18 protein-coding genes and 5 pseudogenes are annotated in these 26,614 nt (G+C 72.2%); 11 read left to right on the forward strand and 12 right to left on the reverse strand.

The genetic code is table 11. From position 1 onward, the window contains the following. Position 1: 1 nt before the first annotated feature. From ACH4EB_RS17905 to ACH4EB_RS17915, 3 genes are all read left to right on the forward strand, one after another. Positions 2–1,174: an ROK family protein gene (locus ACH4EB_RS17905; protein ID WP_398348467.1), complete on the forward strand. Its 1,173-nt coding sequence runs from the start codon at positions 2–4 to the stop codon at positions 1,172–1,174. Between the two features lie 108 nt (positions 1,175–1,282). Beyond that, the gene (locus ACH4EB_RS17910; RefSeq protein WP_398348468.1) at positions 1,283–2,782 is read left to right on the forward strand and encodes a M81 family metallopeptidase; all 1,500 of its coding nucleotides are present in this window, start codon (positions 1,283–1,285) and stop codon (positions 2,780–2,782) included. Between the two features lie 178 nt (positions 2,783–2,960). After that, the gene (locus ACH4EB_RS17915; protein WP_398348469.1) at positions 2,961–5,339 is read left to right on the forward strand and encodes a phosphoketolase; all 2,379 of its coding nucleotides are present in this window, start codon (positions 2,961–2,963) and stop codon (positions 5,337–5,339) included. Between the two features lie 46 nt (positions 5,340–5,385). Here the strand turns inward: ACH4EB_RS17915 and ACH4EB_RS17920 are convergent, their stop codons facing one another. From ACH4EB_RS17920 to ACH4EB_RS17935, 4 genes are all read right to left on the reverse strand, one after another. Next, positions 5,386–6,666 (reverse strand): MFS transporter, encoded by a 1,281-nt coding sequence (locus tag ACH4EB_RS17920; RefSeq protein ID WP_398348470.1) that lies wholly within the window; start codon positions 6,664–6,666, stop codon positions 5,386–5,388. Positions 6,667–6,716: 50 nt separating this feature from the next. Next, positions 6,717–7,901, reverse strand: coding sequence for an amidohydrolase family protein (locus tag ACH4EB_RS17925; protein ID WP_398348471.1), 1,185 nt, complete (start codon positions 7,899–7,901; stop codon positions 6,717–6,719). Then, positions 7,901–9,313, reverse strand: coding sequence for a glutamine synthetase family protein (locus ACH4EB_RS17930; RefSeq protein ID WP_398348472.1), 1,413 nt, complete (start codon positions 9,311–9,313; stop codon positions 7,901–7,903). Before ACH4EB_RS17930 ends, ACH4EB_RS17925 begins: the two co-directional genes overlap by 1 nt. A 162-nt stretch (positions 9,314–9,475) precedes the next feature. Next, positions 9,476–11,539, reverse strand: a complete 2,064-nt coding sequence (locus ACH4EB_RS17935; RefSeq protein ID WP_398348473.1) for a SpoIIE family protein phosphatase — start codon at positions 11,537–11,539, stop codon at positions 9,476–9,478. A gap of 300 nt (positions 11,540–11,839) precedes the next feature. Here ACH4EB_RS17935 and ACH4EB_RS17940 point away from each other — a divergent pair, with 300 nt between their 5' ends. Next, positions 11,840–12,418, forward strand: coding sequence for a TetR/AcrR family transcriptional regulator (locus ACH4EB_RS17940; RefSeq protein ID WP_398348474.1), 579 nt, complete (start codon positions 11,840–11,842; stop codon positions 12,416–12,418). 77 nt (positions 12,419–12,495) lie between these two features. Continuing rightward, positions 12,496–12,912, forward strand: a pseudogene (locus ACH4EB_RS17945) (SDR family NAD(P)-dependent oxidoreductase); the annotation flags it as partial. Positions 12,913–13,145: 233 nt separating this feature from the next. On the opposite strand, the gene ACH4EB_RS17950 reads toward ACH4EB_RS17945, so the two are convergent. Continuing rightward, the gene (locus ACH4EB_RS17950; RefSeq protein ID WP_398348475.1) at positions 13,146–14,051 is read right to left on the reverse strand and encodes a LysR family transcriptional regulator; all 906 of its coding nucleotides are present in this window, start codon (positions 14,049–14,051) and stop codon (positions 13,146–13,148) included. Positions 14,052–14,158: 107 nt separating this feature from the next. Between ACH4EB_RS17950 and ACH4EB_RS17955 the strand changes: the two genes are divergently transcribed. The 3 genes and pseudogenes from ACH4EB_RS17955 to ACH4EB_RS17965 form a co-directional block, all read left to right on the forward strand. Continuing rightward, positions 14,159–14,650, forward strand: a complete 492-nt coding sequence (locus ACH4EB_RS17955; RefSeq protein ID WP_398348476.1) for a VOC family protein — start codon at positions 14,159–14,161, stop codon at positions 14,648–14,650. After that, complete coding sequence (locus ACH4EB_RS17960) at positions 14,647–15,702, forward strand: YncE family protein (RefSeq protein WP_398348477.1); 1,056 nt, start codon at positions 14,647–14,649, stop codon at positions 15,700–15,702. Before ACH4EB_RS17955 ends, ACH4EB_RS17960 begins: the two co-directional genes overlap by 4 nt. A gap of 33 nt (positions 15,703–15,735) precedes the next feature. Next, a pseudogene (locus ACH4EB_RS17965) lies at positions 15,736–16,485 on the forward strand (MFS transporter); the annotation flags it as partial. A gap of 651 nt (positions 16,486–17,136) precedes the next feature. On the opposite strand, the gene ACH4EB_RS17970 reads toward ACH4EB_RS17965, so the two are convergent. Continuing rightward, the gene (locus ACH4EB_RS17970; RefSeq protein WP_398348478.1) at positions 17,137–17,676 is read right to left on the reverse strand and encodes a hypothetical protein; all 540 of its coding nucleotides are present in this window, start codon (positions 17,674–17,676) and stop codon (positions 17,137–17,139) included. A gap of 94 nt (positions 17,677–17,770) precedes the next feature. Beyond that, positions 17,771–17,989, reverse strand: a complete 219-nt coding sequence (locus ACH4EB_RS17975) for a hypothetical protein (RefSeq protein ID WP_398348479.1) — start codon at positions 17,987–17,989, stop codon at positions 17,771–17,773. A gap of 220 nt (positions 17,990–18,209) precedes the next feature. On the opposite strand from ACH4EB_RS17975, the gene ACH4EB_RS17980 reads away from it, so the two are divergent. Continuing rightward, positions 18,210–19,634 carry an amidase gene (locus ACH4EB_RS17980; RefSeq protein ID WP_398348480.1) on the forward strand — a complete coding sequence of 475 codons (1,425 nt, stop codon included), beginning with the start codon at positions 18,210–18,212 and terminating at the stop codon, positions 19,632–19,634. Between the two features lie 352 nt (positions 19,635–19,986). Here ACH4EB_RS17980 and ACH4EB_RS17985 read toward each other — a convergent pair. From ACH4EB_RS17985 to ACH4EB_RS18005, 5 genes and pseudogenes are all read right to left on the reverse strand, one after another. Further along, positions 19,987–20,107 (reverse strand): annotated as a pseudogene (locus tag ACH4EB_RS17985) (VOC family protein); the annotation flags it as partial. Positions 20,108–20,364: 257 nt separating this feature from the next. Next, positions 20,365–20,960 (reverse strand): annotated as a pseudogene (locus ACH4EB_RS17990) (acyl-CoA dehydrogenase family protein). A gap of 36 nt (positions 20,961–20,996) precedes the next feature. After that, the gene (locus tag ACH4EB_RS17995; RefSeq protein WP_398348481.1) at positions 20,997–21,617 is read right to left on the reverse strand and encodes a TetR/AcrR family transcriptional regulator; all 621 of its coding nucleotides are present in this window, start codon (positions 21,615–21,617) and stop codon (positions 20,997–20,999) included. A gap of 319 nt (positions 21,618–21,936) precedes the next feature. Beyond that, positions 21,937–23,757: an AMP-dependent synthetase/ligase gene (locus ACH4EB_RS18000; RefSeq protein WP_398348482.1), complete on the reverse strand. Its 1,821-nt coding sequence runs from the start codon at positions 23,755–23,757 to the stop codon at positions 21,937–21,939. A gap of 335 nt (positions 23,758–24,092) precedes the next feature. Beyond that, positions 24,093–24,776, reverse strand: coding sequence for a TetR/AcrR family transcriptional regulator (locus tag ACH4EB_RS18005; RefSeq protein ID WP_398348483.1), 684 nt, complete (start codon positions 24,774–24,776; stop codon positions 24,093–24,095). Positions 24,777–24,914: 138 nt separating this feature from the next. On the opposite strand from ACH4EB_RS18005, the gene ACH4EB_RS18010 reads away from it, so the two are divergent. Beyond that, the gene (locus ACH4EB_RS18010) at positions 24,915–26,144 is read left to right on the forward strand and encodes an oxygenase MpaB family protein (RefSeq protein WP_398348484.1); all 1,230 of its coding nucleotides are present in this window, start codon (positions 24,915–24,917) and stop codon (positions 26,142–26,144) included. A 288-nt stretch (positions 26,145–26,432) separates the two neighbouring features. Next, positions 26,433–26,614, forward strand: a pseudogene (locus ACH4EB_RS18015) (DUF2236 domain-containing protein); the annotation flags it as partial.

Raw genomic sequence — 26,614 nt, forward strand, 5'->3', positions numbered from 1 at the left:
CATGACCGCCACCGAGCCCGGCTCCGCCGCGCACGTCCTCGAACTCGTCGCGACCGGCACCGCCCGCTCACGCGCCGACCTCGTACGGGAGCTGGGACTCGCCGCCTCCACCGTCTCCGCACGCGTCCAGGAGCTGGTCGACGCCGGGCTGCTGGCGGAGTCCGGCGAGGGCGCCTCGCGCGGCGGGCGCCGCCCGCGGCTGCTGCGCGTCCCGGACGGCGGCACCGTGGCGCTCGCCGCCGACCTGGGCAGCCACCACATCCGTACCGGCGCGGTGGGCCTGACCGGCACCGGCTTCGACATCGACGAGTGCGCCCTCGACCTGACGACCGGCCCGGAACCGGCCGTCGGCCTGCTCGCCGAGCGGCTGACCGCGCTGGCCGACCGGCAGCGCGCGGCCGGGCGCACCGTGTGCGGTGCCGGCATCGGCTTTCCCGGCCCCGTCGACCCCGCGTCGGGCCGGGTGATCGCGCCGTCCCGGATGCCGGGCTGGCATCTGTACGAGCTGCGCGACCGGCTCGCCGAGCTGACCGGCCTGCCCGTCCTGGTCGACAACGACGCCAACGTGCTGGCCCTGGGCGAGTACCGGGCGGCCCACCCGGGACTGCGGCACCTCGTGGTGGTCAAGGCGGGCCGCGGCATCGGCTCCGGCGTGATCAGCCACGGCCGGCTCTACCGGGGCGCCCGCGGCTGCGCCGGGGACATCAGCCACGTACGGGTCGACGCCGCCGCCGACCGGCCCTGCTCCTGCGGCAACATCGGCTGCCTGGAGTCCGTGGCCAGCGGCGCCGCGATCGCCGCCGCGCTGCGCGGCCGGGGCGTCGAGGCGGACTCCACCACCGACATTCTGCGTCTCGTCGAGGACGGCGAACCGCACACGACGACTCTGGTGCGGCAGGCCGGGCGGCACATCGGCGCGGTGCTGGCCGTCGTGGTGAACTTCTTCAACCCGGAGGCCGTGGTGCTGGGCGGGGCGCTCGCCGCGGCGGAACCCCTGGTGGCGGCGGTGCGCGGCATGCTGTACGAGCGCTGTCTGCCGATGGCGACCAGCGAGCTGTCCATCGTCGCCGCGAGCCGGGGCCCCGACGCGGGACTGCTCGGCGCCGGCCACGCAGCGCTGCGCGAACTGGCCGCCGACGGGGGGCTGCCGGCCCTGCCCGTCGTCCGTACGTGACGTGCTCCCCCGTCGTTCCGTACGCCAACGCCCGCCCGTCGTCCGTACGCCGGCCCCCACCCGTCGTCCGTACGGCGAATCCCCAACGGAAGAAGGTGCACCACCGACATGCGCATCGCCATCGGCGGTATGGCCATCGAGTCCAGCCAGTTCTGCCCGCACCGCTCGGTGTACGACGACTTCCGCGTCACCCGCGGTGCCGCGCTGCTGGACCGCTACACCTGGACACAGCCGGGCGCTGACCTCGCGGACGGGGTGGAGTGGGTGCCCCTGGTGCACGCCGTGGCGCTGCCCGGCGGGCCCGTCGAGCGCGAGACGTACGACCGGATCATGTCCGAACTCGTCACCCGGATACGGGAAGCCGGGCCGCTGGACGGCATGGTCCTCGACATCCACGGCGCCATGAGCGTCGTCGGCCTGGACGACGCCGAGGCGGACCTCGCCGACGCCGTACGGGCCGCGCTCGGCCCCGACGTCCTCGTCTCCGCCGCCATGGACCTGCACGGCAACGTCTCCCGCCGCTTCGCCGACCGCCTCGACCTGCTCACCGCGCACCGGCTCGCCCCGCACGAGGACGCCTGGGAGACGCGCGAGCGGGCCGCCCGCAAGCTGGTCGGGCGGCTGGCCGCCGGCAAGGGCCGTCCGCATCGCGCCTGGGTGCAGGTGCCGGTCCTGCTGCCCGGGGAGAAGACCAGCACCCGCCTGGAACCGGCCAAGTCCCTCTACGGCAGGCTCGCTTCGGTCGAGGCGCTGGACGGCATCGTGGACGCGGCGGTCTGGGTGGGTTACGCCTGGGCCGACGAGCCGCGCTGCCGGGCCGCGGTCGTGGTGACCGGCGACGACCCGGACCTGGCGCTGGAGCAGGCCCGGAGCCTGGCCCAGGAGTACTGGGACATGCGCCGCGACTTCGTCTTCGCCGGCCCCACCGGTGACGCCGACGACTGCGTGGCCCGCGCCGTCGCGTCCACCGCCCGCCCCTTCCTGATCAGCGACTCCGGCGACAATCCCACCGCGGGCGGCGCGGGCGACCTCGCCCACCTGCTGGGCCGGCTGCTCGCGCACGAGGAGCTGGCGAGCGGCAAGGTCACCGCGCTGCACCCCGGCATCACCGACCCGGCGGCGGTGGCCGCCTGCTTCGACGCCGGGGTGGGCGCGCGCGTGACCCTGAAGGTCGGTGGCCACGTCAGCGCCGGTACCGGACCGCACGCCGAGCCGTACGAGCTGACCGGCACGGTGACCGCCCTGGAAGACCCGGACGCGCCCGGCGCCGGGGCCCCGCGCGGCAACCCGGCGTACGACGGTGGCGGCCGTACCGCCGCCGTCACCCGGGGCGGTGTGACGGCCGTCCTCACCGAGCGGCGCAAGCCCTTCCACACCCGTGCCGACTTCGGCACGCTCGACCCGGCCGGGTACGACATCGTCGTGGTGAAGATCGGCTACCTGGAGCCGGAGCTGTACGACCTGGCCGCGGACTGGCTGCTCGCCCTCACCCCCGGCGGCGTGGACCAGGACCTGCCGCGCCTGGGCCACCACCGGGTGGCCCGCCCGCTCTACCCGTTCGACGACGAGGGCTTCGAGGACCCCGGCCTGGCACCGGTCCTGCTCTGAGCGGGCCCCGGCGCGGCCGGACGGCCCCTCCGGTTGCGCCTGCGCCCGGCCCCCGGGCGGGCGGCGACGGCACGGGCACCGCGACTGACCGGTACGGCCGATATGCGCGGCGCCGGTGCATGACGACCCGTACGGTGGAGAGGCGCTCCCTGATCACCTTTCCCGACGGAGGGCCCCGATGGAGTCGCCGACCCCGCTGACCGAGAGCGACCTGCTCGATCTCGACGCCCACTGGCGAGCGCTGAACTACCTCGCCGCCGGCCAGATCTACCTGACCGGCAACCCGCTGCTCACCGAGGAACTGCGCCCCGAGCACATCAAGCCGCGACTGCTCGGCCACTGGGGCACCTGCCCCGGCCTCAACCTCGTCTACACCCACGTCAACCGGGTCATCAGTACCCACGGGCAGGAAACGGTGTGCGTGTGGGGCCCGGGGCACGGCGGGCCCTCGGTCTTCGCCGGGGCCTGGCTGGAGGGGACCTACGGGGAGCTGAACCCGGACGTCGGGCGGGACGCGGCCGGAATGGCCCGGCTGTTCGCGCAGTTCTCGTTCCCCGGCGGGGTGCCGAGCCACGCGGCGCCGAACGTGCCGGGCTCGTTCCACGAGGGCGGCGAGCTGGGCTACTCCCTCGCACACGCCTACGGCGCCGCACTGGACAACCCGGATCTGCTGGTGACCTGCGTGATCGGGGACGGCGAGGCGGAGACCGGGCCGCTGGCCGCGTCCTGGCACGCCAACAAGTTCCTGGACCCGGCGCACGACGGCGCCGTCCTGCCGGTCCTGCACCTGAACGGCTACAAGATCGCCAACCCGACGGTCCTCGCCCGGCTGGACGACGACGAGCTGGACGCGCTGCTGCGCGGCTACGGACACGAGCCGCTGTACGTCACCGGCTCCGACCCCGCGCAGGTGCACCGGGACATGGCCGCCGCCATGGACACCGCGCTGCACCGCATCCACCGGGCCCAGCGCGCCGCCCGCGGCACGGGAGAGCGGTCCCGGCCCCGCTGGCCGATGATCGTGCTGCGCACCCCCAAGGGCTGGACCGGGCCCGCCGAGGTGGACGGCGCGCCCGTCGAGGGCACCTGGCGCGCCCACCAGGTCCCGCTCTCCGGCGTCCGGGACAACCCGGACCACCTGCGCCAGCTCGAAGGCTGGCTGCGGTCGTACGCGCCGGACGAGCTGTTCGACGGCGAGGGGCGGCCGGTGGAGCGGGTGCTGGCCTGCGTGCCGCACGGCGACCGGCGGCTCGGCTCCTCCCCGCACGCCAACGGCGGCCGCCTCGTGCGTACGCTGCCGCTGCCCGACCCCGGGCAGTACGCGGTGCCCGTCGACCGGCCCGGCACCCGGATGCACGAACCGACCCGCGTCCTCGGCGGCCTGCTCCGCGACCTGATGGAGCGGACCGCCGGGAGCCGCGACTTCCGGCTGTTCGGCCCGGACGAGACGGCCTCCAACCGCCTCCAGGACGTGTACGACGCCACCGACAAGGCGTGGCAGGCCAGAACCGAACCCACCGACGAGCATCTGGGACGGCACGGACGCGTGATGGAGGTGCTCTCGGAGCACCTGTGCCAGGGCTGGCTGGAAGGCTACGTGCTCTCCGGCCGGCACGGCCTGTTCTCCTCGTACGAGGCGTTCGCGCACATCGTGTCGAGCATGGCCTCACAGCACGTCAAATGGCTCCAGTCGGCCCGCGACATCCCCTGGCGGCGCTCCGTCGCGGGCCTGAACTACCTGCTGACCTCGCACGTCTGGCGCCAGGACCACAACGGCTTCTCGCACCAGGACCCCGGCTTCGTCGACCACATCCTCAACAAGGATCCGCACACCGTACGGGTCTACCTCCCGCCGGACGCCAACAGCCTGCTGTGCGTGGCCGACCACGTGCTGCGCACCCGCGACGTGGTCAACGTGGTGGTGGCGGGCAAGCAGCCGTGCTTCGACTGGCTGGACTTCGAGCAGGCGCGGTCGCACTGCGCGCGCGGCGCCGGGATCTGGGAGTGGGCGGGCACCGAGCAGCCCGGCGCCCGCCCCGACGTGGTGCTCGCCTGCGCGGGTGACGTGCCGACGCAGGAGACGCTGGCCGCCGCGTCCCTGCTGCGCACCCACCTGCCGGGGCTGGCCGTACGGGTCGTCAACGTCGTCGACATGACCCGGCTGCAGCCCCACGAGGAGCATCCGCACGGCATGACGGACCGGGAGTTCGAGGCGCTGCTGCCGCACGACGTGCCGGTGGTCTTCGCGTACCACGGCTACCCGTGGCTGGTGCACCGGCTCACCTACCGCCGGGCCGTCCACCCCAACCTGCACGTGCGCGGCTACAAGGAGATGGGCACCACGACCACGCCGTTCGACATGGTGGTCACCAACGACCTGGACCGCTACCGACTGGTGATGGACGTCATCGACCGGGTGCCGGGGCTGGCCGTACGGGCCGCCGGGGTACGGCAGGCGATGGCGGACGTACGGCAGCGCCACCACGCCTGGATCCGGGCGCACGGCACGGACCTGCCGGAGGTCGAGGAGTGGAGCTGGCCGGGCGACGGGCGGTAGCGGGGGCCCGTCCGGGGCGCGGCCGTCCGCGCCCCGGTCCCGCCCGTCAGGGCCGCGGGTCGCGGGCGTCGTAATGGGCGAAGTCACGCCGCCACAGGGCCAGGAGCAGCACCGTCACGACACAGGCGAGCCCCCCGCCGACGACCGCCACGGCCGGTGAGGCGAGGTCGGCCGCCGAGCCGGCCAGGAAGTCGCCGAGCCGGGGGCCGCCCGCGACCACGACGATGAACACGCCCTGGAGGCGGCCGCGCATCCGGTCCGGCGCGGCAGCCTGGAGCATGGTGCCGCGGAAGACCATCGAGACGGTGTCGGCGCAGCCGGCGACGGCGAGGAAGAACAGGCCGAGCCACAGGTGGCGGGTGAGGCCGAAGCAGGCGACGGCCGCTCCCCAGGCGGCGACCGAGACGAGAATCGCCAGGCCGTGCCGGCGTACCGCGCCGAGCCACCCGGAGAACAGCGCGCCGAGCACCGCGCCGACCGCGGGCGCCGCGACGAGCAGCCCCACCGTCTTCGCGTCGCCGCCGAACCAGAGCACGGCGACGGCGGGGAACAGCGCGCGGGGCTGGGCGAGCACCATGGCCGCCAGGTCGGCGAAGAAGGTCATCCGCAGGTTGGGCCGGGTGGCCAGGAAGCGCAGCCCTTCCAGGACGGAAGGCCGGCGCGGCGCCTGCCCGTCGTCGTCGTGGTCGGGGCGCATGGCGGGCAGCCGCCACATGGCGTACAGCGCGGCCGTGAAGCAGCCGACGTCGATCAGGTAGGCGGCCTGGTAGCCCCACAGGCCGACGAAGACGCCGCCGAGCATCGGGCCGCCCATCATCCCGAGGTTGCTGGTGAGCGAGCTGAGGGCGTTGGCGGCGGGCAACTGCTCGGGCGGCAGCAGGCGCGGGATCATCGACGAGCGGGCCGGCGCGTTCATCGCGAAGCAGACCGCCTGGAGGGCGACGACCGTGTAGAGCACCCAGACCTGCCGTACGTCCAGGAGCGCGGCGGTGGCCAGCGCGACGGAGAGCACGGTGGCGCCCACCGCGCTGAACAGGCCGAGTTTGCGCCGGTCGACGGTGTCGGCGATGACGCCGCCGTACAGCCCGAAGACGACCAGCGGGACCAGGGAGCACAGGCCGACCACGCCGACCGCGAAGGTGGAGCCGGTCAGCGCGTACACCTGGAGGGAGACCGCGAGGGCGGTCATCTGCTGGCCGACCCAGGAGACGGTGTTGCCGCACCACAGACGGCGGTAGTGCGCGGAGGTGCGCAGCGGGGTGATGTCGGCGAAGACGCGGGCGTACAGCGGGGGGCGGGACGTGGGGTCGGATATGGCAGGAGGCACGGGGCAGTAAAGCACGATCGGTGGTCGTACCACTTACCGGGGTGGCGTGATCAGGACGCTGCTCCGGGGGGCCGTCGGCCGCCCGAAAGCCCGTAGACCCGGCGGGCGTTGCCGGCCGCGATCAGCGCCGCGACACGGCCGGCGTCCGGCGCCGACCAGGCGCCCGAGCGGACCCAGCCGGTCAGCACCTCCGCCAGTGCCGTACGGAAGGCGGCGCTGCCGACGGTGTACAGCTCCGGCAGGCCGTAGGCGTCGGTGGAGAACAGGAGTTTGCCGAAGGGGGCCAGTTCCAGGAACCCGGCCAGCACGGCCGCCGCGCGCGGCCCGGTGTGCCCCAGGGCCAGGCCGACGTCGGCGTGGACGTGCGGGAAGGCGTGGGCCAGGTAGGCGGCCTGGCGGTGGTACGGGTAGCAGTGCAGCAGGACCAGGTCGGTGCCGGTGCCCGCGGTGGCGTGGGCGAAGTCGGTGAGCAGGGCCGGGTCGGCGTGGTGCAGGCGCAGGTCGGGGTCGCCGAAGCCGGTGTGCAGTTGCAGGGGGCGGCCGGTGCCGGTGGCGAGCCACAGCAGGTGGCGCAGCAGGACGGGGTCGGTCAGCCGGCGGGTGCCGGTGGCGAGCCAGGCGCGGGCGGCGGCCAGCACCTCGCCCTCCCGCGGCGGTTCGGGGGCGAGGGCCAGCCCGTGGCGATAGGCGGCGACGGACTTGAAGCCCGCGGCCGTGCGGGCCGCGTCCCGTACGGCGTCGGAGAGCCCGGCCGCGAACACCTCGGCGGCCGCGCCCGCCGCCTCCCCCGCCGCCCGTGCGCCTGTCGCGACCCGTTCCGCCAGCGTCTCCAGGCGGACGATCTCGTGTCCGGTGCCGCCGCCCGCCTCGGCCGTCTCGTGCGCCCCGGTGAGGTCGCCGGGCAGGCCGGTGTCCACCAGGTACGTGCCGATGCCGGTGCCGCCCAGCAGCAGGCGCCGGACCTCGGCCGCGCCCAGTTCGCGCCGCCGGGCGAGGTACTCGCCGGGCGGGCAGTGCGGCGCGAGGCCGAGCAGCGGCGGGCACCAGCGGCGGACGGCGAAGCCCGTCTGGGTGTCGAAGAAGGTGGTGCCCGCGGCGGCGGGCCGGTCCGACTCGGTCAGGTACGACTCGAACTCGGCGGCCGACAGGTCGCCGCGCAGCACGCCGTGGCAGTGCTGGTCGACCAGCGGCGGCAGGTCCAGGGCCGGGTCGTCGCCGGGGAGGGGCGTGGCCATCAGTACCTCCAGCGGGTCGCCGCGGCGATCTCGTCGGGCTCGCTGTCGGCGAAGTGCGCCGCCTCGGCCCGGCGTACGGCGACCACGGCGCCGTACAGCACCTCACCCATCGCCTCCCGCAGCACCGTCGACTCCGCCAGCCGGTCGGTGGCCTCGGTCAGCGAGGAGGGCAGCCGGACGATGCCGCGCCGGGCACGCTCGCGGACGCCCAGGACCCCCGGGTCGCCGGAGACCGGCGGGGGCAGTTCGGCGCCGGTGGACAGGCCGTGCAGCCCGGCGGCGATCACCGCGCCGACCGCCAGGTACGGGTTGGCGGCGGCGTCGAAGGGCTTGATCTCGGCGTGGCCGCCGTCCGGGTCACCGGGGGCGCCGGTGACCAGCCGCAGCGCGGCCTCCCGGTTCTCCACGCCCCAGCACCGGTAGGCCCCGGCCCACACGGACGGCCCCAGCCGCAGGTAGCTCGCGGGCGAGGGGCAGCCGACGGCGAGCAGGGCGGGCATCGCCTCCAGGACGCCGCCGAGGAACCGTACGGCGTCGGGGTCCAGGCCCCATTCGGCGTCCGGCGCCCGGTGCAGGCTGCGTTCGCCGCGGTGCAGGCTGAGGTGGAGGTGGCAGCCGTTGCCGACCTGGCCGGCGACGACCGAGGGCGCGAAGCTGGCCCGCAGGCCGTGCCGCTGCGAGACGGCCCGTACGGTCTCGCGGACGAGGATCAGGTCGTCGGCGGCGCGCAACGGGTCGGCCGACGCGGTGGACACCTCGAACTGTCCCGGCGCGTACTCGGGGTGGATCTGGAGGACGTCGATGTCCTGGAGGGCCAGCGCCTCGGCCACGTCCCGGAGGTAGTCGGAGAGTTCCACGACCCGGGTCATGCTGTAGGCGGGGCCCGCGCAGGGGTACTCCAGGGCCTCGCGGGCGCCCGCCGGCCCGCCGGGGCGCCCGCCGCCGTCGGCCCCCGGCGCGCGGGTGACCACCCATTCCGTCTCGAAGCCCATCCGCAGGACCAGCCCGGCGTCGGCGGCGCGGTCCACCATGCGGCGGGCGAACCGCCGCTGGCAGCCGGGGTGCGGCGTGCCGAGCTGGTCGTAGCGGTCGACCGGCGCCCAGGCCCAGCCGGGCTGCGCGGCGAGCACGGTGACCCGCTCCAAGTCGGGGAAGAGCCGCAGGTCTCCGTCGGGCCCGCCCAGGTGGGCGGACGCGGTGATCGCGTCGTCCGAGGTGAAGACGTCGAAGACCGGTGACATGCCGACGCCGCGCTGTACGGCGGGCGCCAGCCGGGCCGTCGGCACGGTCTTGGTACGGGCGATGCCCGCGTTGTCCACCCAGGTCAGGGCGATGGCGCGGACATGCTCCGCGTCCAGCCGTGCCGCCGTCCGGCGGGCGTCGCCCCACTGCTGCGCAGGCCCCGGTTCCATAGCGCGTGTCCCCATTCCGCCAGGCCGCTCACGCGGCGGCCGATCGAACTGTGCCCCTGCCCGCTGCCCGCGCCACGGCGCCCCCATGGAGGGCCGGTTGTTCCATGGGCCCCGCCGGTCAGCGGGGCACGGCCGTCCCGCCCCTGGGGGCCGGACCTGCCGTCACGGACAGTCGAACTCGCACCATACGCACTTTCCGTTGCCACGCGGCTCCACACCCCAGACATCCGACAGCCTCTCCACCAGGAGCAGTCCGCGGCCCGACATCGCGGACTCGTCGGCATCGCGGCGCCGCGGCAGCGCGCTGGAGCGGTCGGCCACCTCCAGCCGCAGCCGCCGGTCGGTGCCGTGCGGCATCCGTACGGTCACCACCGCCGCGCCGTCGGTGTGCAGCAGCGCGTTGGTGATCAGCTCGTCGGCGGCCAGTTCGATCTCTTCGGCGCGCTCCCGGGCGCCCCAGGCCCGTACCGCGGCGCGGATCATGTGGCGGGCGGCGGACAGGCCCCGGGCGTCGTCGGGCGCGACGTGCTGCTGGAGCCGCCCGGCGGCCGGCGCGGCGGGCTCCCCGCCGCGCCGCAGGATCAGCATCGCCATGTCGTCCTCGCCGCTCTGCTCGGCGGCCAGGTCGCAGAGCCGGTCGGCCAGTTGCTGGACGTCCTGCGGGCCGTCGCGCACCACTCTGGCCAGGTGCCGTACGCCGTCCTCGATGTCGACGCCCGGCTGCTCCACCAGCCCGTCGGTGTACAGCACCAGGGTCTCCCCGATGCCCAGGTGGGCGGTGGTGACGGGGTAGTCCAGGTCGCGGAAGCCGGTGGCTATGCCCAGCGGGAGGCCGCCGGCCACCTCCAGCCGCCGGCACAGGCCCTCGGCGTGCCGCAGCAGCGGGTCCATGTGCCCGGCGCGCACCAGCCGTACCGTCCCGGTGGCCAGGTCGGCGTCCGCGTACGTGCAGGTGGCGAAGCGGTCGGTGTCCAGTTCGCCGAGGAAGGCGGAGGCGCGGGCCATGACGGTGGCGGGCGGGTGCCCCTCGGCGGCGTAGGCGCGCAGCACGATGCGCAGTTGGCCCATGACGGTCGCGGCGTGGGTGTCGTGCCCCTGGACGTCGCCGATGACCGCGGCGACCCGGCCTTCGGGCAGCGGGATCACGTCGTACCAGTCACCGCCGATGTCCCGGCCGATCCGGGCGGCACGGTAGCGAACGGCGATCTGGGCGCCCGGGATGCCGGGAATGCGGCGCGGCAGCATGGCCTGCTGGAGCCCCTCGGCGAGGTCGTGCTCCTGGTCGTAGAGCATGGCGCGGGCCAGGCTCTGCGCGACGCTGGAGCCGAGCGCCAGCAGCAGGTTGCGCTCCTGTACGCCGAACGGGTTCTCCGAGCGGTAGAACAGCCCCACCACACCGATCGGCCGGGCCTGCGCGATGAGCGGCAGATACGCGGCGGAGCCGAAGTCCATCCGTTCGAGGTGCGGCCAGAGCGCCGGGTAGCGCTCGGCGAACTCGGCGCGGGAGCGGATGAAACACGGCTGGAGGGTGCGCACCGCCTCGCTCATCGGGAACTCCTCCTCGATCCGCAGCACCTCGTGCTGCGGTACGAAGCTGCCCTCCAGCCCTTCGTGGATCACCCGGATGCGGCCCGCCTCGACCAGGCCGACGATGACGTTCTGCGCGCCCAGCCGGGTCAGGGCCTGGTCGTCGCCGAGCACGCCGATCACGTCGCGGACGGTCCTGGCGTGCGCCAGCGCCGCCGTGGTCCGCTCGACGAGGCCGGTGTTGCGCAGCTTGCGCGCGTGCGCCTGGGCCCGCTCCGCCGCCTGGGCGTACTCCTGGCCGGCGTCCCGGACGATGCCGATGACGCGGTGCGGCTTGCCGGTCGCGTCCCGGCGGATACTGGCCTGGGTGTGGGTCCAGCGCACCGTGCCGTCCCGCAGCCGGACGCGGAAGTAGGCACCGTAGGAGTCGCTGCCGTCCCTCAGCGCCCGGGAGACGACGCTGTCCAGGCGGGCCGCCTCGTCGGGCGGCAGACGGCAGGCCAGGGTGGCCGGGTCGGAGTCGTACTCCTCCGGCGGCAGGTCGAAGACCTCCAGAGCGGATCCGTCCATGTGCATACGGCCGCTGTCGAGGTCCCAGTCGAAGCCGCCCATGCCGTTGAGGGCCAGCGTCAGGTCCGGATGAGCGGGCCAGTCGTCCGGCACCGACACGGTCGGCCGCTTCGCGCCCCGGTCAGCCATGCTCGCAACTTTGCCACATTTGTCCGGCCCGCGGGTGATCCGCGAGGCCGGGCCCGAGCGGTCCGACAGGACCCGACTCACGCATCAGCCGGCACCCGACACAGCACCACGACCCCATGAACTCGGCGACCTCTCCCCCGCCACCCCGCTTGTTGGTGCACCCGGGGGGTGACCTGGTGCGTTGTTGGTTGTTGGTAGGCGTGAGCGGTTCGGATGACGAGGGCCTCGGAGGGGTGTTTCCGCAGCGTCCCGATGGCAAATCTTGACCTCAAGGTCAAAAATGATGTTAGCGTCGGGGTCATGGGAAGGCCCAAGCAGTTCGATCCGGACGTCGCCGTCGAGCAGGCCATGGAGGTGTTCTGGCAGAAGGGGTACGCCGGAACCACCCCGCAAGATCTCGTCGAGGCACTCGGTATCGGCAAGGGCAGTCTCTACAACACCTTCGGCAGCAAGCACGCCCTGTTCGAGCGGGCACTCCGGCGCTATCGCGACAGTCAGGCCCTCGCTCTGATCGAGATGCTGGAGGAGTCCGGCCCGGTCAAGGCGCGTCTGCGCAGGGCGCTGGCGTTTCTCGCCGAGACGGACCTCGCCGATCCGAGTCGTCGGGGTTGCCTGGCTGTGAATACGGCGGCGGAACGTGCCGGAGTCGATGAGCCGGCGACCGAACTCGTCCAGCGCATGTTCGACCGCACCGAGGCGGCCTTCCGCGCGCTGATCGAGGAAGGGCAGCGCTCGGGGGAGATCCCGTCCGAGCGCGATCCCGCGGCCTTGGGGAGCCTGCTCCTCAACACGGTCGTGGGGCTGCGGCTCATGGCGCGCGTCTCAGAAGGTCCGGATCGGCTCACGCGCGTGATCGACGCGACGCTCGATTCTCTCTGACCGGAACGCGGCACGCGCCCTGCCGGAAGTGTTTGCTGCCCATATTTTGTACTTCAAGTTCAAGAAAAAGGAGCGTCGTGGACCTCAAGCTCACCTCCAGGACGGCTGTCGTCACGGGTGCCAGCCGAGGGATCGGACTGGCCACCGTCAGGACCCTCATGGACGAAGGCGTCCGGGTCGTCGGCGTCGCCCGCACGATCACACCCGAGCTGAAGGAAACGGGCGCGCACGCGGTGTCGGCCGACCTGAGCACCGCGGAAGGCATCACCACCCTCATGGACAGCGCCTTCGCCGAGCTGGGCGGTATCGACCTGCTGGTGAACAACGTCGGCGCAGGGGACGACGTGCACCCCGTCGGCTTCCTCGACACCGACGACAACCAATGGACCCGGATCTTCGACCTCAACCTGCTCAGCGCGGTCCGCACCAGCCGCGCTGCCCTGCCCAGCCTGATCGAACGCCGCGCCGGCAACATCACGGGCGCCGACCACGTCATCGACGGCGGCACGGTCAAGACGCTCTGAGCCGGGAGCGGAACTCAGTGGCAGCCGGCTCGCACCCCATACGCGGCTGCCCCGCGGCCATCTCCTGCACGAAGGCACCGCCCCGGCCCCGCCTCTGGGGGGTAGAGCAGTGCGACCCGGAAGAAGCCGGCGCTACTGTGCAGTCCGCGCCGGGCGCGTGGGGGACGACCGCTGGCGCCATGTCGGGGATGCCGGCGGCTGTGTCAGGTGAGCGGTTCTGCCAGGTGCTCGGGGTGCAGGCGCGCGCTGTGTTGGGCGATGGTCAGGAACTCGCTGATGAGCGGGTGCGGGGCGGGGCGGGAAAACACATCCAAGGGGCGCCGGTAGCGCGGGTTCAGGCGTAGCACCGTGCCGGGGAAGTCGGGGGTGAGGATGTTGGCGGGAACGACGGCAACGCCCAGCCCGGCGGCGACGAGACGGGGGAGGGCGGCGGTCTGGGTGCTGCGGATCGCGGCGCTCGGGGTGAAGGCGGCCTCGGCGCACAGTTGGCTGACGACTGCGGACAGGCCGTGTGACGGTCCGTACAGCACCCAGCGGCGGTCGGCGAATTCGGTGAGGCGGACGGTGCGGCGTCCGGCCAGCCGGTCGCCGGGCGGGACGATGGCCACGAACTCCTCGGCGCCCAGCGGGCAGTGGGGTCCGTCCCAGCCGTCGGGCAGGGGGCCGAGGGCGACGTCGGCGGTGGCGCCGGTGAGGGACGCGGCGAACGAGTCGAGGTCGCCGTACTCGTGCAGGACGACATCGACGTGTGGGTGTGTCCTGTGCCAGGCGGCCAGGACGGAGGGGACCACGCCGATCGCGACGGACAGGACCGTGGCCAGGTGCAACTGGCCGTGGACCATTCCGGCGACGGCCCGTGCGGCCCCCGTGGCGCGGTCGGCTCCCGCGAGGGCGTGACGGGCACCGGGCAGGAACGCGCGGCCTGCGGGGGTGAGGTGGGCGCCGCGCGGGGTGCGCTCGAGCAGCGGGGTACCGACGGTTTTTTCCAGGGCCTTGAGCTGCTGGGACAGGGTGGGCTGGCTGATGTGCAGGTGGGCGGCGGCCTCGGTGATGGAGCCGGTCTCGACGACGGCCAGGAGGTATTCGAGTTGCCGAAGAGTCGCTGACATAGGTCGAGCCTATGGGTTCGTGTGAGTTTTCGTCTTTGCCCTATGTCCGGAGTGTTTCTAGCGTGGAGGGCGCACCGAAACGAACCCCGGAAGGAACCACCCCCGCCATGAGCACCTCCCGCCTGCACTGGGGCTTCGACCACTTCGCGATCCGCGCCCACGACTTCGAAGCCACCGTCCGCTTCTACCGTGAGGCGCTCGGCTTCACCGTCGCCTACGAATGGACCTCCCCCGGCGTGGTGTCCCGCTCGGCGTTCCTCGACTCCGGCAACGGCACGTTCCTGGAGCTGTTCGCCCCGGCCGACACCGTCCCCGGCGGCCCCGACCGGCACGCGCACGCCGCCCCGGCTCCCACGGATGAGCAGCGGGCCGCGCACAACGCGCTGCTGCACATCTGCCTGCGCACCGATGACGTGGACAAGGCATACGCCCACGCCCTCCAGCACGGCGCCCGCGAGATGCAGGCCCCCGCCGACCTGCGCCAGACCGGCCTGAACGGAAGCCCCGACGTCACGATCCGCATGGCCTTTGTCTACGGCCTGGACGGCGAGGTCATCGAGTTCCTCCGCCGCGCCGACTTCCCCGGGGAGAACCAGTGAGTGCCGCCGCGCCCCGGCGTCCGGTGCTGGCGGTGGTGACGTCCACCGGACAGGCCCTGCGGTTCTTCGACGGCCACACCTACGAGCCGCTCGGCGACCTGTCCGTGGCCGCGCAGCCGCACGAGATCGCCGCCGACCCCGAACGCGGTCTGCTGTACGTCTCGCACACCTACCGCTCCGGCGTCTACACCGCCCCCGGCACCAAGGCTCACGAGATCTCCGTCATCGACCCGTACCGCCGCGACCTGGTCGACGTCATCGCCCTCGACCCCGAACAGGCCCCGCACGGTCTCGCCCTGGACCACCGGGGCGGCCTCCTGTACGTCACCGTCGAGGCCGGTCCGGCCGGTGGCGGCGCGCTCGTCGGGATCGACACCGCCACCCGCAAACCGGTCCGCCGGATCGAGGTCGGCACCAGGGGCCCCCACTGGGTTGTCGTCACCCCGGACGGGACCAAGGCGTACACCACCGGCAAGGAGGCACCGTTCGTCTCCGTCATCGAACTGGAACGCGGACAGCTCATCCGGCAGATCCCGATGCCGTACGGGACGGAGGAACTGGCCCTCTCCCCGGACGGGCGCTTCGTCTACGTGGCCGCCGCGATGGTCAACTACACCGGCGGGGACGGCGACCAGCACCCGGCCTGTCTGAAGGCGGTCGAGACCGCGCACGACCTGGTCGTGCACACGGTGCCCCTGGACCACCCCGCCTCACCGGTGCACGTCACAGCCGACGGCCGGGTCCTGACCGGCCTCGTCCGCTTCAGCGCACCCGGCGTTCCCGCCGGCGGCCTGCTCAAGGTCTTCCAGCCAGGCACCGAGCCCGGCGTGCTCAGCCACCGCTTCACCACCGAGGTCGGCAAGGTGCCGCTCACCATCCGCACCACCCCCGACAGCTCGCGTGCGTTCGTCGCGAACCTGCGCGACGGAACGCTCGACATCGTCGACCTCGCCACCGGCGCCCACATGCGGCGCCTGGACATCGACCCCGGCGACCCCGCGCATGTGCAGGGCGCCCACGGCATCGCCTACCTCCCACCCAGGCGAACGTAGTGTCCAGGCCGGTCACGATGGTGGGTTCACCTGCTTTCCGCACTGCTCGTACGGTCGCTTCCCGGCATGCCCCGGCCCGCGCCAGAGGTCCGCGAGTCGCTGCTTCGGCAGGCGCGGGCCGGGGCCTCGTACGTCTTCCGGGACCGGTTGCTGCTCGGGCTCGCGCTCCGCCCGGCGGTCGGGAACGTCGCCTTCCTCGCTGTGGAGACCGTCCTCGCCCTCTTCGTGCACGACCGCCTCGGCATCGACACCTACGGCTTCGGCCTGCTCCTCACCGCGGAGGCCACCGGGGGCCTGCTCGGTGCGGGCATCGCCTCCTACCTTGGCCGAAGACTCGGCACCGGCACCGCACTGACCTGCACAGCCGCCGTCGAAGGGCTTGCCATCCTGGGCCTGGCCGCTGCCCCGAACCCGTACGTGGCCGGGCTGGCGCTCGCCGTCTGCGGGGCCGGCATGGGCGCCACGATGGTGCTCGGCCCCTCCCTCCGGCAGGCGATCGTCCCGCCCCACCTCATGGGCCGGGTCGCCTCCACCTCCCGCATGCTGGCCATGTGCGCCGCCCCCCTCGGGGCCTTCCTCGGCGGCTGGCTGGCCACCACCTACGACATCCGTACCCCGCTCTACGCCGCCGCCGTCCTTCTCCTGGCGATGACGGCCGTCACGGCATCCATGACCAGCAACCGCCGAGTCGAAGCGGCACTGCACGCCGCCGCCCCGGCCGGCGGTCCGGATCACCCGGCATCCGAGGATTCCGTTCAGGAGAGTGCACCCGACTTGTTGTGACACCTTCCCCGAAAGGGTCACACACGTCGGATGCCAGGCCCCCACGGGGCGCGACGAGTGGCCGGGGCGGTCGGGGGTGCTGGCCCGGCCCGTCCGGGACACCACGTACGGGAAGGTCGAACCCGTGCTCGGCTGGGTTCCCGGCGCCTGCCGGGACGTTCTCGCCGGGGCAAGTGGGACGCCCGTGGTCACGACGTCACCCGAGCACGGGGCACCCTGCTCGGTCGACCCGGAGGTGTTCCAACGGGGCATCGAGGAAGCGGTCCAAGTCGCCGCGGTCTCCGCGCCGGACGACCTGACGACAGCCGACGTGCGCAAGCTGAAGCAGCACGTAGTGGAGGAACTGCGCCGACGCGGCTACCTGCCGATGCGGAAACCGGGCCTTCGGCGGCAACCTCATCGCGACCGCACACCCACTCCCCTCGCCTCACCCAGGCCAAAGCTCAGTCCGAACGTGCCAGGAGAGGCGAGACTTGGACATCGCCATCTGGGTGACAGCGGCCACTTCGGCCCCACGTACGGCCAGTTACGGTGTCACTCCGCGTACGTACCGAACGTTCCATCTTCTGGGCCTCCGCACGCTCAGCGCCGGCACTGGCGGCAGACAGAGATTCGCTCGGCTCGCGCACATCCGATCGGCGGAGGAGGGGGCTATCCGCCCTCAGTCTTGACCTCCAGCGCTTCCCGCGCCAGGCCGATGAAGGTGACGTAGGCTTCCCGGAAATTCCGGTAGGCAGCGTCGTATTCGTCCCGTCGCTCGGAACCGTCGTCCCCGATGAGTGCCTTGAGCAGGGGTTGCACGCGACGGGCCGTATTCCGTACGCGATCCGCCGCGGCGGCGACCTCGGCAGGGCCGTCGAGCCGGACCTCATGCATGGCCCTGTTCATGTCCCCGATGGCCGGGCCGATGCGCTCGTACATCTGCGTCAGGAGGCGATCCTTGCTCTGACGGTCGCGCGCCGCGTCGACGTCATCGATCTGCCACGTGACCGCTGAGAACGCGTGCGCGCAGCTCATCATCTCCCGATAGGCGGCCCGGCGCCGGTCCCGCTGCTCACGGAGGGCCTCCGCCCGTGTGGTTGTCCGGGCTTGGGCCAGCGCTGCGCGCAAGGTCGCCCGCGCGGTGAGGTAGCCGGCTCCGAGCGCGGTCAACGCGGTGAGGGTGCCGACCCACAGTCCGCTGTCCGCCATAGTCGAAGAGTCTGCCATTCAGGTCGAGTCACACAGCCCGCAAGTCGGTCACTGACCGTGGTCTGTGGCGGTCAGTCAGCTCCCCACCAACTGGTCACCGGTGGGGAAACCGATGATGCTGTGGCGGAGCGTGGCCCACAACTTTGAAGACGCCGCGCTCGGCGTCGGTGCGGGCCCAGACGCCGGCGATGTGGCCGCAGGCCGGGACCGTGAGCGCGGTGCCGTCCACACCGGGCACATTGGCCCAGGAATAGTACAGAGCCGTGAACGCCGTCTCGCCTGAATCCGGGCCGGTGTCGACCACGATCAGCACGGCGTCCCGGTCGCCGAGGTCTTCCGGTGGGGAGGGCATGGCCCGGCCGGGCGGGCTTCGGCCGCGGGCCTCGGGCCCTTTCCGCTGCCTGCCCGGGGGAGGGCGGGGCTTCCTGCGGAAGGGCGGCGGCCGTGCCGGCCAAGGCTGCCCGGTAAGGTCGGCTGGATTCCGCCGGATGGTCGGCCCCGCCCGGCCGACGCAAGACACCCCAGGAGGAGCCATGGACGAGAACGAGCTCCGCACGTGGGACGCGACCGGGCTGGCCGAGCTGATCGGCAGCCGGCAGGTGTCCGCCGCCGAGGTGGCCGAGGCGCACCTGCGCCGGATCGAGGCCGTCAACCCGGAGGTCAACGCCATGGTGACGGTACTCGCCGACCAGGCGCTCGCCGCGGCAGAAGCAGCGGACGCGGCCGTGGCCGCCGGTGAGGTCCTCGGGCCGTTCCACGGCGTGCCGTTCACCGTCAAGGACTCGCTGGACGTGGCCGGTGCGGTGAGCACCCGCGGCTCGGTCCTGTTCAAGGATCATGTCGCGGACGCGGACGCGACCGCGGTGGCGCGGCTTCGGGCCGCCGGGGGCATCCCGTTGGCCAAGACCAACCTGCCGGAGTTCTCGTACTGGACCGAGACGGACAACCCGCTGGTCGGCATCACCCGCAACCCCTGGGACCCCGCCCGGACGCCGGGCGGATCGAGCGGCGGTGAGTCCGCCGCGATCGCCGCGGCGATGTCCCCGCTCGGGCTGGGCAGCGACATCGCCATCTCGGTGCGGGGCCCGGCTCATGACACCGGCATCGTGGCGCTCAAAGCGACCCGGGGCCACGTCCCCATCACCGGCCACTGGCCCGAAGTGCCCCGCCGGTACTGGCATGTGGGCCCCATGGCCCGCAGCGTGCGCGACATCGCCGCCGCCTTCACGGTGCTCGCCGGCCCCGATGGCATCGACGGTCACCTCCGGCGCACCACACCGCCTCCCCGGCCGGCCCCGACCGGCACGCCACAAGGCCTCGCGGGACTGCGGGTGGGCTGGGCCAGTTCGCCTGCCTTCGGCCCGGTGGACGGGCAGGTGACCGCCGTCGTGGCGGCCGCGGCCGACGCATTGCGCGACCTGGGCTGCGCCGTGGAACCGGCCGCGCCCGCCGGCCTGGAAGACCTTGACGCGACCCTGCTGAGCGCGGTGCTCTTCACCGGCGAGATCGTGCCGTACTTCCGCCGTGCCGTCGGCGGGCGCACCGCCCAACTGGGCACCGTCATGCAGCGCGTGCTCGCCGCACCGGAAGTGGAAGCGGCCGACCAGATCGCGGCGCAGCAGGAGGTCCGACGGCTTCGCGCGATGTTCAGCGCCTACTTCGAACGCTACGACGCGCTGCTGTGCCCCGTATGCCCCATCCCCGCCCCACCGCACGCCCAAAGCACCTTCGAGGCGGGCGGTGTGACCGTGGCGGCACGCGGCATCATGCGGGCAACCGTTCCCTTCAATCTCACCGGGCTGCCCGCGCTGGCCCTGCCGTTCGGCACCACGCACGCCGGCCTGCCGGTCGGCGTACAGCTCGTCAGCCGCTGGTACGACGAAGCCACCCTCCTGCACCTGGCCGGCACCCTCGAAACGACCAGTCCCGTACGTGGCCGCGGCCCCGACCTCATCTGATCCACCCCACCCGGATCCGCCAGGCCGCGCACGGCAGGCTCCGACCCCCAGGACCTGCAACGGGTGGTGAAGAAACAGCGAGGAACAGTTTTGGGTTCGTCCCCCGTTGTGCCGCGGGCTCGCACCGGTCATGTGCAGGATCGGTGGGATCGGGGTGCATGGGTATGGCAGTCAGCGTGTGGCCGTTGGGCGCCTCGGGGGGTGTGGCCGCCCGGAACTCGTGACGCCTCATGCCGGAACCCGTGGCGCTCGTAACCGCTCATCGGAATACGCGGCTTGCTCGCCGGCCACGGAAAGAGAGTTCGCGCCGCGTGCGTTTGCCGTGCCGACCGGCGTTCTTCCGGGGGTGGGCCCACGTAGCGAATCCCTCCGGCGGCGGTACGACGTACCCCCGACACCTCGCACCAAAAGAGAGCGACGCGATGGGGTTCCGCGCAGTCGAAGGTGACTTGGAAATGCTTGATTGCTGACATCGGCACACCACAGCAGGGGGCTCGGCTGCTCACTTCCAGGTGGGCCACCGATGCCGGTGTCCCGAGGAATTGCCCTTCATCAGGGACAGGCCATCGGCCACGGCCCTCGTCTCCCCAGGCGGCCTGCCGCCCCGGGGCCGCACCTACGGAGAATGCCCCTCCCGAGCGAGGACGTGACCCGCCGACGGCCCGCGAACGGCGCCTCTCCTCGACGAGCGCCAAGAGTGTCGCCTGAGTGAGGGCGGCACCGCGCTCCCCTACAGCCCCCACGTCTTGCCGATGATGTCCCGCTGGATCTCGCTCGTTCCGCCGTACACCGTGGAGACGACGGTCTCACGGAGCAGGGCTTCCCTTCCGTATTCCGTGGCGTACCCGTAGCCGCCCATCATCTGCATGCCGTCCAGGGTGACGTGCTTGGCGAGTTCGGTGCACTTGAGCTTGGCCATGGATGCTTCGCGGGCGAACACGCGGCCTTGTCCGGGCACGCCGACGACCGCGGAGTCGGGTACGAAGCAGTCGGTGAAGTAGAGGTCGTTCACGTCCTTGCCGCCCATGGTGTCGATGCCCCGGATCTACAGGTGCCGAAGCCGCTGGTGGGCGCCGGCCCGTACGAGGTCTTCTGAAGGAACAGGCAGAGGTCGGTCATCCCTTGTCCGGCGCCTCCGCATTCCTCCGGGATCGCGATGCCGAGCCAGCCCAGCTCTGCCATTTTCTCGTACAGCTTCTGGTGGTGCTGTTCCTGTCCGTTGGCGGTCAGCTTGTCGCGCTGTTCCTTGGTCCCGCATTCGCGGCGGCAGAAGTCGGCGATTGCCTTGGCCAGGTCGCGGCGCTCGTCCGGCAGGACTCGTGGCATGGAATTCCCTCCTCGGCAAGGGCAGTGACGGCGTTGTCACTTGTCCCGCACGGCGGGAAATACGGTGTCGACCAGGTGGAGCACGGTACGTGTGAGCATGACGTGCAGGTCGCTGCGGCTGAGGGTGCCGCGTACCAGCCATTCGCGGGAGGCGGCCTTCAGCATGCTGCTGTGCGCGCGGATCATCGCCCGGAGTTTTTCCCGGCTGTCGGTGACGTCGGCCATCATGGCGGCCGCAAGGACCCGATCGGTGGCGATCTCGTCGGCTTCGAGCATGATCCGGTCGATTTCGGGATCGTTGCCGAGTGCTTCCAGGCCGATCGCCGACAGCCACATCTCGCGGTTGCTCTCCACGACTTCGAGCCACCGGTCGACGCAGATCGACACCCGTTCCTCCGCGGTGGTCGGAGGCAGCCGCGCGGAGACGGACGCCGGCACGACCATCATCTGCCGGACCACCTCCAGGTATAGCTGCCGCTTCCCGCCGAAATAGTGGCTGATCAGGGCACGGGCCACGCCGGCCTCGGCCGCGATGTCCGCGATGGACACCGTGCTGTAGCTCTTGGCCCCGAACAGCCTCCGTGCGACACCGAGAATCTCGGCCCGCCGGGCGTTCGGCTCCATCCGGCGGCGCGGGGCTTGGCGCTGAACGCGCATGTGGTGGTCGTCCTTCCGTGATCGCGGCGGGCCACCGGGCCCGGGCCCGGTCGTCACCCTCCCGCCGCTGGCCCGGAGGGCAGGCCTCGCGGTGTCCGGTGCACTCCGCTTCGCTACGTCTCGGCTCTTTGCGTCTGTCCTCCGGAAGCCGAGCCGATCGCACGGCGGAGGATCGTCCTCGAAGTGGGTCTACGTGGACGATCCCGACAACGGTGGGGATCCCCCGCGCCGTTCAGGCGTGGGGGAGAACGTACGTGCTGGGGGTCGCCCCAGCGGTAGCTGGGGAGTCGCGGGGCAGGCGGGAGCTCGACGACAGGGCCTAGGTGTACATCGACGCGATGGTGTCGGCGTGCGCCGCGTCTATGGCACGGCGGCGAAGGCTCAGCTTCGGTGTCAGCTCACCGGTCTCGGCGGTCCACGGGCCCGCCAGGACGCGGTGCTTCTTGACCTGCTCCGCGCGAGAGAGCAGCGTGTTCGCCTCGGCGACGGCCTGGTCGAGGGCAGCGAGCACCTTCGGGTGACGGGCCAGCGCGTCCAGGCCGGCGGCGTCGGTGATGCCGTTCGCCCGCGCCCACAGCGGGGCCCCGTCTTCGTCCAGTACCAGGAGGGCGGTGACGTAGCGCCGCCGGTCCCCGATGGCGACGGCGTGGGCGACCAGGGGGTGCGCCCGCAGCAGGGATTCGATCTTGGTGGGAGCGATGTTCTTCCCGCCGTCGGTGATGATGATCTCCTTCTTGCGGTCGGTGACGGTGACGAGGCCCCGCGAATCGACCCTCCCGATGTCCCCGGTGGGCAGCCAGCCTTCCGCGTCGGTCGCAGGCTCGATGCGGCCGTCGTCCTGCAGGTAGCCGGGGAACACGACCGGTCCCCTGACGAGCAATTCACCGTCGTCGGCTTCCTTGACCTCGATGTCCGGCCCCGGCCGGCCGACCGAGCCGAGCGCGAACGCCTCAGGGGTGCTGACGGTTGCGGCGCCGGTGGTCTCGCTCAGGCCCCACACCTCGTACACCGGCAGTCCCACGCCGGCCAGGAACTCCAGGACGCCGGTCGGGATCGGTGCCGCGCCGCTGAAGACCCGGCGGCATGCGTCGAGTCCGACGGCGGCCCGGAGGGGACGCAATACGTGCGCGTCGAGTTGTGCCAGCGGCTCGGCCAGTTCCGCCGGGATGTCCTTGCCGTCGGAGCGGAGCCGGTACACCTCCAGAGCCGTCTTCCGGGCCTGCGCCATGGCCGCGGCCTGGTCTTCGGGCAGTGCCGCGAGCCTCGCCCGCAGGCCGGCGGCGAGTTTCTCCCACACCCGGGGCACCCCGAAGAAGCCGTGCGGGCGCACCGCGAGGAGTGTGGGCAGGAGTTGGTCGGGCCGCGGACAGATCGTGACGTGGCCCGCGTTGCAGATGGGCATGTAGATGCCGAGGACCCGCTCGGCCACGTGGGCCAGTGGCAGGTACGCGACCGACCGCGGGTGGTCCGGGAGCGTCACGAGCTGGTCCTGCATCAGGCATTCGTGGATCACGTTGCGGTGGGACAGCACCACGCCCTTGGGGGCGCCGGTGGTGCCGGAGGTGTAGGTGAGGGTCAGCGGCTGGTCGGTGGTGACGGCATCCGTCAGCTCCTCGAACCGGGCGCCGTCGGGTGGTGCCGCGCCGCGCACGGCCGTGTAGCTGACGAAACGCGGGTCGCCGGCGGGCGCGGCATCCCAGTCGAGGACGACGACGGCGCGCAGGTTCGGCAGGCCGTCCAGTACCGGCCGCCAGCGCCGCACCTGCTCCTCGCCCTCCAGGACGAGGACGGTAGCCGCGCTGTGCCGGGCCACGGCACCGATCTGGTCGGTGCTCAGCGTGTCGTACGTGCTGCAGGCCAGGGCACCGACATGAATGGCGGCCAAGTCGGCGATCCAGTGCTCCGCGCGCGCGGACATCGCCATGAGCATGCGATCGCCCCGGTTCAGTCCGAGAGCTGTAAGGCCGCGAGTGAGCGCGGCCACCTCCGCACGGAGCTGCGCCCAGGACAGTGTCCCGGCGTCCGGACCGATGCCCGTGGTCAGCGCCGGACGGTCAGCGTGATGCCGGGCATTACGGCGCAGTAGTGAGGCGATCGTCAGCCCTTGGACGGACGCGTGCAGCCGCTCTGCTGGGGCCACGGCGGGCTCCCTTCCTCGCGAACCGTGAGTGGATTCCTGAGCGGCCCCCACAGTGAACCGCTCTTGGCTCCAGGTCAATAGGTGCCGCGGCGAGTGGTGTGGTGTGGCCGCTGAGCCCGCCCCCGCTGCCCAACTCGCCTGCGCCCCAAGCGCCATGGCCCGTATTGGGCACTGTTGACGTATAGCCAATAAAGATTCTCACTGGTCCCCATGACAGTGACCGAGGCATGCCTCCACGGCACCCACCACTGCACCGGGCAAGCCGGTCCAGTGGTGGGTGCCGGACCCGATCGACGAGCCGCGTCGCCACACCCGGGCCCGGGGAGGGGCGACCGTCACGAGTGAGGTGGATGCGGCGGTTCGAGCATCGGTACGAGAAACCGCCGGGCCACCGTACGCACCTGCTCATCGTCGTCGAGGTCGATCACATGGCTGGGGATCACCAGGAAGGACGCGGAGACACGGACCATCATCTCGGCCACCAGGTCCACCTCCACGTGGGCGGCGATGGTGCCGGCACGCTGCTCCTGGCGCAGTCGCGAGGCGACGAACTGCTGCACCACGCTCAGTGTGCGGCCCCCGTCACTGGTCATGGACGGCACGACGGCGTCCGGTTCGGCGGCCAGGAGACCGCCGATGAGGCGGTTGTCGCGGATGGTCCGCAACGATGTCGCGAAGCCCAGGACGACCCGGTCGGCGATGGTCTCGGCGTCCCGGATGTCCTCGATGAAGCGATCGAAGTATCGCCGGAACTCGCGCCGTACGACCTGCTCGACCAACTGGTCCTTGGTGGCGAACCGGCGGTAGGCGGTAATCCGGGAGACACCGGCCAGCCGCGCCACGTCCGTCATGGTCGAGCGCTTGATGCCCATGCGGCAGAACTGCTCGTAGGCGGCGTCGAGCAGCCGCGCCGACACCTCGTCGCCCCCCTCCGCACCCTCGACGGCCTCGGTGAAAGCAACCTCCAGCACCGACGGAGCGCCGGCTGGCCCCATGAGGGCCGACAGGACGGGTTCCACGATCGCCTCCCTGATTCCGTGAAGCCCCTGGCGTTCACGTCGCGTGTGTGCTCCCCTGGTGAAACAAGGATGCAGCGGGTGTTTCATCGTACCAACCGAGGCAGCGGGGCCACCGGACGTGAAGAGGAGTTCGAAGCGATGGACGGACTCAGCAGGCGCAGGGTGCTGGGCGCGAGTGGGGCTCTGGGGGCGTTCGGGGCGCTGAGTCTGGCGTCACCGGCCCGCGCTCGGTCCCTGTGGACGTGGGCGCCGAGTGGTTCGGTGGCGGGCAAGGGAGCGGGCCTCGACCCCGACTGGGTCTGGGACGAGGAGGCCGACCCGGTGCTCGCCGCAGTGATCCAACGCGGCGACGTGCCCAAGGTCAACGAGGCACTGCGGAAATGGACCCGCAACAACCAGCCCCTGCCGCCCGGACTCCCCGCGGACCTGCGCGACTTCATGGAGAAGGCACGCCAACTGCCGCCCTGGGCGGACCGGCGCAAGCTGGAGACCGCGGCCGGGTTCAACAAGTCCAGGGGCATCTACCTCAACCTCCTCAACGGTGTGGGCGGCGGCATGCTGAGCACCGCCATTCCCCGTGAAGCGCGTGCCGTCTACCACTCCAAGGGCGGCGCCGACATGGAGGACCGGGTCGCCAAGACGAGTCTGCTGGGATTCGCCGTCGGAGCCCTGAACGCGTACCGGCCCGACGGCGATGTCATCGTGCAGGCCGTCAAGACCCGCCTGGTCCACGCGGCCGTACGGCATCTGCTGCCGCGGTCTCCGGCCTGGTCCCAGACCAGCGGCGGCCAGACGATCCCCATCAGCCAGGCGGACATGCTGGTCACCTGGCACAGTCTGCCCACCTACGCCATGCGGAAGATGCTGGAGTGGAAGATACCCATCACGGCGGCCGAGTCGACGGGCTACCTCCACCTGTGGCAGGTGACCGCTCACCTGCTCGGTATCCGCGACGAGTACACCCCCGCCACCTGGGACGAGGCCGAGGCCCAGTCCCGGCAGGTCCTCGACCCCGTCCTCGCCCCCACCGCCGAAGGGGTCGAACTGACCGACGTCCTGCTGCGTCAGCTCGCCGAGCAGACCAGCCCCGGCGGTGTCGATCGCCCTCTGGTCAACGCACTCGCCCGGTACCTGGTCGGTGACCAGGTCGCCGACTGGGACGGCATCCCCCACGAGCCGTACTGGGAAAAGGCGATCGCGACCGCATGGCCGAAGCTGGTCGCCTTCCGCGAGAAGCTGATACCGCTGCCGCTCGTACCGCCGCTGGCCTGGGTGATCGACGAGGCGGCCCGCCAGTACATCCTGTTCCACCTCACCAAGGGCCGGGGAACGCACATCGAGATTCCCGAGACCAACCGGCCCACCTGAGGGGCAGCACCCGCGTGCAACGTTGTCGCACCGGCAGTCGGCCGGCGTACGCGATGCGCGCACCGACGTCGAGCGAGCCATGGGGCATGACGACGCATGGCCCAACCGTACGGTCCCGGACCCGGCAGCGAATCGCCCCCGCCCTGCCGCCATACGAACCGCTCGCGGCAGGCCCGCGGGACGGCCCTCGCCCCCAGGCCTTCCCCACGTACCCCCGCCGGACCATGGGCACGGCTCTCCCGCCCTCCCAACCGTGCGCACCACCAGGACTCAAGGAGGATCAGAGCAATGGACGAACTCAGCAGACGCGGACTGTTGACCGCGGGAGGAGCGCTGGGAGCGCTCGGAGTACTCGCAGCGGCATCGCCCGCTCAGGCTCGGTCCCTGTGGACGTGGGCGCCGAGTGGTTCGGTGGCGGGCAAGGGAGCGGGCCTCGACCCCGACTGGGTCTGGGACGAGGAGGCCGACCC

Source organism: Streptomyces sp. NPDC018045 (assembly GCF_044327445.1).
In the GTDB taxonomy this organism is placed as follows: domain Bacteria; phylum Actinomycetota; class Actinomycetes; order Streptomycetales; family Streptomycetaceae; genus Streptomyces.

Bases quoted from the DNA above. Each gene is read 5' to 3' on its own strand.
- ACH4EB_RS17905 (WP_398348467.1), top strand. From the start codon at position 2: ATGACCGCCACCGAGCCCGGCTCCGCCGCGCACGTCCTCGAACTCGTC.
- ACH4EB_RS17910 (WP_398348468.1), top strand. From the start codon at position 1,283: ATGCGCATCGCCATCGGCGGTATGGCCATCGAGTCCAGCCAGTTCTGC.
- ACH4EB_RS17915 (WP_398348469.1), top strand. From the start codon at position 2,961: ATGGAGTCGCCGACCCCGCTGACCGAGAGCGACCTGCTCGATCTCGAC.
- ACH4EB_RS17925 (WP_398348471.1), bottom strand. From the start codon at position 7,901: ATGGCCACGCCCCTCCCCGGCGACGACCCGGCCCTGGACCTGCCGCCG.
- ACH4EB_RS17930 (WP_398348472.1), bottom strand. From the start codon at position 9,313: ATGGAACCGGGGCCTGCGCAGCAGTGGGGCGACGCCCGCCGGACGGCG.
- ACH4EB_RS17935 (WP_398348473.1), bottom strand. From the start codon at position 11,539: ATGGCTGACCGGGGCGCGAAGCGGCCGACCGTGTCGGTGCCGGACGAC.
- ACH4EB_RS17940 (WP_398348474.1), top strand. From the start codon at position 11,840: ATGGGAAGGCCCAAGCAGTTCGATCCGGACGTCGCCGTCGAGCAGGCC.
- ACH4EB_RS17950 (WP_398348475.1), bottom strand. From the start codon at position 14,051: ATGTCAGCGACTCTTCGGCAACTCGAATACCTCCTGGCCGTCGTCGAG.
- ACH4EB_RS17955 (WP_398348476.1), top strand. From the start codon at position 14,159: ATGAGCACCTCCCGCCTGCACTGGGGCTTCGACCACTTCGCGATCCGC.
- ACH4EB_RS17970 (WP_398348478.1), bottom strand. From the start codon at position 17,676: ATGGCGGACAGCGGACTGTGGGTCGGCACCCTCACCGCGTTGACCGCG.
- ACH4EB_RS17980 (WP_398348480.1), top strand. From the start codon at position 18,210: ATGGACGAGAACGAGCTCCGCACGTGGGACGCGACCGGGCTGGCCGAG.
- ACH4EB_RS17995 (WP_398348481.1), bottom strand. From the start codon at position 21,617: ATGCGCGTTCAGCGCCAAGCCCCGCGCCGCCGGATGGAGCCGAACGCC.
- ACH4EB_RS18010 (WP_398348484.1), top strand. From the start codon at position 24,915: ATGGACGGACTCAGCAGGCGCAGGGTGCTGGGCGCGAGTGGGGCTCTG.